Genomic DNA, 571 nt, shown 5'->3' with positions numbered 1-571 from the left:
AAGCTCTTGTGTCCCGCCCACGCCTGGATCAGCGTGCCGTCTACGCTGAAGTGCTCGCCCGAGAGCAGATCCTTCTTCTGGGCAATGGCCACCACTTCGTTGAAGAATTCGATCACGGCATCGTGCCTGATCAACCGCTCGCGGTTCTTCGTGAAGACCGTGGGCACCCACACCACGTCATCCATTGCCAGGCCGATGAACCAACGAAACAGGAGGTTGTATTGCACCTGCTCCATCAATTGCCGCTCCGAGCGGATGCTGTAGAGCACCTGGATCAGCATTGCCCGCAACAGCTTCTCCGGCGCGATGCTCGGCCGCCCGCCCTTTATGTCGGCTTCGTACATGTCGGCGAACAGCCGATCCATCTTCGCGAGTGCTTCGTTTGCCATGACGCGAATCGCACGCAGCGGATGTGACGGCGGAATGAAGTCGTCCAGCTTGCGCATGGAAAACAGACTCTCGGTGAACGTGTCGGCGCCGCGCATAATCTCCATCAGGCAGTTGGGCTCCCTCTATCAACGCTTCACGTACTCTGCGCGATGACGTGTTTCAGCGGTACTTCAGCAGCCTG

The 571-nt window shown here is 58.7% G+C and carries 1 protein-coding gene; it reads right to left on the bottom strand.

Features of this window, described 5'->3' with window-relative positions; all coding sequences use genetic code 11:
* Positions 1 to 485 (bottom strand): IS5 family transposase (locus J8I87_RS44140; RefSeq protein WP_209938937.1); only part of this gene is annotated, 485 nt, incomplete at its 3' end.
* Positions 486 to 571 lie beyond the last annotated feature (86 nt).

Source organism: Paraburkholderia sp. LEh10 (assembly GCF_017814945.1).
In the GTDB taxonomy this organism is placed as follows: domain Bacteria; phylum Pseudomonadota; class Gammaproteobacteria; order Burkholderiales; family Burkholderiaceae; genus Paraburkholderia.
The sequence above is the reverse complement of the archived record's forward strand: the minus strand, read 5'-3'. Positions and strand labels throughout refer to the sequence as shown.